Source organism: Streptomyces lushanensis (genome assembly GCF_001700515.1).
In the GTDB taxonomy this organism is placed as follows: domain Bacteria; phylum Actinomycetota; class Actinomycetes; order Streptomycetales; family Streptomycetaceae; genus Streptomyces; species Streptomyces lushanensis.
The window spans coordinates 1-4,436 of sequence record NZ_MAUD01000328.1 but is presented as its reverse complement, the minus strand read 5'-3'; the positions used below and the strand labels follow the sequence as shown (position 1 = coordinate 4,436).

The window sequence follows — 4,436 nt, the reverse complement described above, 5'->3', positions numbered from 1 at the left end:
CCCGCCGGGTGCCGGGCGGGCGGGGTGAGGTCGGATCAGGTGAGGACGGCGCCGTGGGCGGTGAGGATCTCGTGGGGCGCGATCTACCCGTGCCGCCCAGGCCGGTCACAGCGACGACATCGATACGGTCGGCGCCTTTGCGCCGCTGCTCGATCTGGTGGACGAGTCCGCTCACGCCGGTGAGGTCGGTGACCTGGGATCGTGGATCGAGCAGGTAGGTGGAGGACAGTCTCGGGTCGGGGGCATTGTCCATCAGGAGCCGTTGGTCGGCGGGCTGGAGGCGTGGGGTCATGCCTGTGTGGGGTCACGCCGTGTGGGCGGCGATCGCGTGGGCGAAGCCGTCGGAGCGGCCGGCTACATCATCGGATACCCTCCGCGCCGTAGTCGCCGGGGCGAGTGGCGCCGATGTCCTCGCCGCAGGCCAGACGCTCGCAGAGGGTCCTCTCTCACCTGGCCAGTTCGACGCCAGGGCGGAGTCCGCAGAGTACCGCTCTCAGGTCCGCCGGCTCCTTCGTATTTCCTCCAAATCGTAACGATTCTCATCCAGGCTCAGTTTGACGGGGATGAACGGTGCGCCCCACGCGAGTGCCCTGGCGCTCGCGGAGCACGCAGGGCCGTCCTCGTTGTCCGCGCCCTCACACCCGGCGTCGCCGTACATGTCCGACGCGCGCTCCATCTCCCTGGCCTGTGCCAACGTCTCCGGGTACCGCCGCTCCAGATGCTGGTCCTCGATTGTCTTCTCCAGCGCGCGGGTCAGCGTCCGTATGTTGACCAACCACTCGCGGCACTGCTCAGGCGGCACTTTGACGCAGTTGTACGGACTCTCCCGTGCCGACACCTCGAACTTCTTGGTCCAGGTCTCCGACAGCTTGGCGCGAGCGGCCGACACCGACGGCTCCGGCTGGATGTCGCCGCCCTCGCAGCCCGTCAGCACGAACAGAGCTGCCGCGACCGCCCCCAGTAAACGCTTCATCGCCCCCCTTGGATGAGGGCACCACGGTACCGACAGAAGGATGATCACCACGGCAGGACGCCCGAGCCCACGCCCTCGGCCCGGCTGTCTTCTCCCCGACAACACACCGCGCCTCCGCATCCGGAACTTCCGCGCGGTCGCGCCGCCGCTCCGTCGTCCGTCACAGGGCCGATCACCGCCCGTACGCCACCTCCGGTGGGCCGTAGTGCACGAGCGTCGTGGGCACTACGGTGCGCCGGGGCGGGGCAGTCGCGCCGGCCCTGGTTCGTGCAGGGCCGGCGTTCATACGGTCGACGAGCAACCGACCGGCTTCCCGGCCCAGTTCGTCGCTGTCGTAAGCAACGATGGTCAGTGGCAGGCCGAGCGCGTCGGCGAGTTCGAAGTCGTCGAAGCCTGCCAGCGCGGTCGTCGTCCCGGCGCGGCGGACGGCGCGGAAGGCGCCGATGGTGTTGCGGTTGTTGGAGCAGAACAGGGCGGTCGGCGGTTCCGGCAGGTCGAGCAGTTCCGCGGCCGCGTGAGCGGCCTCGGCGGTCTGCTGCTGGCCTTGGCGTATGTAGGTGGGGTCGTTGGGCAGACCCGCGGCAGCGAGGGCGTCGGCGAAGCCGCGCAACCGCTCGGTGCTGGTGTAAACAGCAGGCGGTGAACCGAGGAAGCCGATCCTGCGGTGTCCGGAGGCAAGCAGTCGTTCCGTCGCGGCGCGAGCGCCGCCGTAGTCATCGACCAGCACGCAGTCGGCGGCGAAGCCCTCCGGTGGACGGCTGGCGATCACCACGGGCACGCCGTCGGCCGCAGCGGTGGCCAAGTGCCGCTGGTCGGCACCGGCGGGCACGGCGATGATGCCGTCGACACGACGGACGGCCAGGTCCTCGACAAGGCCACGCTCGCTGTCGAGGTCCTGGCCCGTGTTGCCGATCACGGTCTTCAGGCCGTGCTGGGCGACGAAGGAGTCGACCCCCAGGGCCAGCCGTGAGTAGAAGGGGTTGGCCAGGTTGGTCACCACCAGACCGATGAGGCCGGTGCCGCTGCCCAGGCGCAGGCTGCGGGCCATTTCGTTGCGGCGGTAGCCGAGTTCGGTGACGGCCGCGCGTACGCGGGCGGCCGTGGCCGGCAGCACCTTCGGGTCGTCGCGCAAGACCCGGGAGACGGTCATGGCGCTGACCGCCGCACGCTCGGCGACGTCACGCACGGTCGGCTGCGCGTCCTTCGACCCGCGTGTGTCCGGCATGCCGGCCGTGTCTCCCTTCGTCGGTCTCAAGCGGTCGCCGCGCGTGCCGCGCCGATGAGTGCCGCCTCCCCGTCGGGGCCGGCGGGGTTCATCACACGAGTATGCCGTGCGACGGCCGTCGAGACGCGACGCGGACCGGAAGGGGCAGGGCCGACCGGGGGCCGCGGACCGGCGCTGGAGGCGGCGGCGTCCGGCGCCCAGCCGCCGGTCACAAGTCCGGTGCGCAGAGCGGGAGCGACGAGGTCCCAGGAGCGGGAGATGGAGCCTCCGACGACCAGGACGGTCGCGCCGAAGTCCGTCAGACGCGGGCCGAGTGCCGCACCCAGCTTGGTGAAGGTGTCGTGCAGCACCCGGTGGGCCCGTTCCTCCCCCGCTCGGGCACGCTCGGCGATGTCGTGCACGTCGGCGGCCGGGTCGCCGTAGCGGGCAAGGATCGCCTGACGGGAGACGGTGTCCTCCAGTGGCCGGCCGTCAATCTCGGTGAGGTCCATGCGCCCCTCGGGCGGCACGCCGGCACCGTCCTCACAAATGCTGCCATCGGCGAGAAACGCCGAGCCGACACCGGTGCCGAGGGTAATGCCGACCGCACGACGATGACCGCGGGCCGCTCCCGCGAACCACTCGCCGATCAGGAAGGCGTGCGCGTCGTTGAGGAACACGACGTCGCCAGGAAGCTGCCACAGCCCGTCGCAGAGTGCCGCCCGCACATCCGTTCCGTACAGAGCGTCGAACTTGCCGACCCCCACGAACAACGCGATTCCCTCCGCGTAGTCGAACGGCCCTGGCACCGCCACGCCCCACCGCGCGCCCGGGGGCACCGGCAGCCCTTCAGCGCAGCGCCGTACGGCGCCGAGTATGTCCTCGGCGGCGCCGTGCGGATCGAGCGGCCTGCGGCTACGGCTGGTGACACGACCGTCGCGCAGGTCCACGAGGGCCGCGGTGACATGGGTGCCGCCGATCTCCAGGACGGGAATCAACGGACGAGCGCTTTCACGACCCGCACCGGGCCGTCGCCGGTCGCCCGCAGGGTATAGGGCCCAACCGCTGCCGGAACGGTCAGTGTCTCCGCGTACGCCAGCTCGTGCCGGTCTCCGGCTGCCGTGTGCACCGTGACGCCCTCGCCCTCCACCACGTTCAGCACATGGAATCGCCCCCGGGTGTCGTCGTCCGCCTCGGCACCGGCGTCGAGCACGTACCTCCTGACCTCGTAGAACATCTCGTCCAGCGCGCCAATGACCTCCTCACGCCAGCCGTTGCCCTCACGCAGGGTGCGCGGCTCCTGAACCAGGTCACGGGCGACGGCCTCGCCGCGTCGCTCCGTCTCCACATTGGCGAACCCGTGCTCGTACGGCAGCGGTCGCGGATTGCCGTCTGCGCCGGGCCGCAGCCAGTCGTAGAACCGCAGGCTGTACAGGTACGGGGTGGCGCTGATCTCCAGCACGAGGTTGCCCGCCCCACTCGCGTGCGGGGTGCCAGCGGGGATCATGAACAACTGTCCCTGCTCGGCGGGGAAGGCCAGAACGTGATCTTCCGGATTCATGGGCACTCCGTCGCTGACGGACTCCTGCACCTCCTTGCGGAAGAGATCGACGTCGGCGTCCTCCCGCAGGCCGAGGAGTACCTTCGTCCCGGGGCCGCCGAGAGTCAGGTAATACGTCTCGTGCTGGGTGTACGTCCAGCCGAAACGCTCACGCATGTACGGCTCCTTCGGGTGGCAGTGCACCGAAAGGCTTCCGCCACCGACCGTGTCGAGGTAGTCGAACCGGATCGGGAACGACGTGCCGAAACGGGCGTGCGCCTCCGCCCCCAGTACGTTCTCCGGCTCCAGTACGCACATGAGCTGGAACGGCACTTCGACTTGGGCCTGCGTCCCGGGACCGACGAGGATGCCGGCCTCGGGCGCGATCAGTTCGTAGCCGAGCGCGGTGTTGCGGGCGCCGGGGTCGAAGCCGAGTTCGCGCTGCGCCCAGTGGCCGCCCCAGGGAGTGGAGTTGAAGTAGGGGCGCGTGCGAACGGGCCGGCGCGCCAGAACCGCGTACGTGGCACGCAGGCCCGCTCCGTCGATCAGGGCCGGCTGTTCCGGGCGCTGCATGTCGAGCCAGGCGTCGAGCCGGTGTGCGAGCGCGTCCCGGTGCCGGTCGAGCATCGGCCAGTCGATGTAGAACAGGCGCCTGAAGTCGGGCTTCTCGCCCGGCAGGCCGAGGTTCACTCCCGTCTCGCCGGCGCCGGCGGCAGCCT

Annotated in this window: 4 protein-coding genes and 1 pseudogene; all 5 read right to left on the bottom strand. The window is 70.4% G+C overall.

Going from position 1 to position 4,436, the window contains the following annotated elements:
* A pseudogene (locus tag BFF77_RS36310) lies at positions 1-292 on the bottom strand (hypothetical protein); the annotation flags it as partial.
* A gap of 201 nt (positions 293-493) precedes the next feature.
* Positions 494-973: a hypothetical protein gene (locus BFF77_RS24570; protein WP_066953506.1), complete on the bottom strand. Its 480-nt coding sequence runs from the start codon at positions 971-973 to the stop codon at positions 494-496.
* 172 nt (positions 974-1,145) lie between these two features.
* Positions 1,146-2,198 carry a LacI family DNA-binding transcriptional regulator gene (locus tag BFF77_RS24565; protein ID WP_066953504.1) on the bottom strand — a complete coding sequence of 351 codons (1,053 nt, stop codon included), beginning with the start codon at positions 2,196-2,198 and terminating at the stop codon, positions 1,146-1,148.
* A 26-nt stretch (positions 2,199-2,224) separates the two neighbouring features.
* Positions 2,225-3,175, bottom strand: a complete 951-nt coding sequence (locus BFF77_RS24560) for an ROK family protein (protein ID WP_066953503.1) — start codon at positions 3,173-3,175, stop codon at positions 2,225-2,227.
* A partial coding sequence (locus BFF77_RS24555) for a class I mannose-6-phosphate isomerase (RefSeq protein ID WP_066953500.1) occupies positions 3,172-4,436 on the bottom strand: 1,265 nt, incomplete at its 5' end. The genes BFF77_RS24560 and BFF77_RS24555, both read right to left, overlap by 4 nt.

Coding starts and splice junctions, on each gene's coding strand:
- BFF77_RS24570 (WP_066953506.1), bottom strand. CDS start 973: ATGAAGCGTTTACTGGGGGCGGTCGCGGCAGCTCTGTTCGTGCTGACG.
- BFF77_RS24565 (WP_066953504.1), bottom strand. CDS start 2,198: ATGCCGGACACACGCGGGTCGAAGGACGCGCAGCCGACCGTGCGTGAC.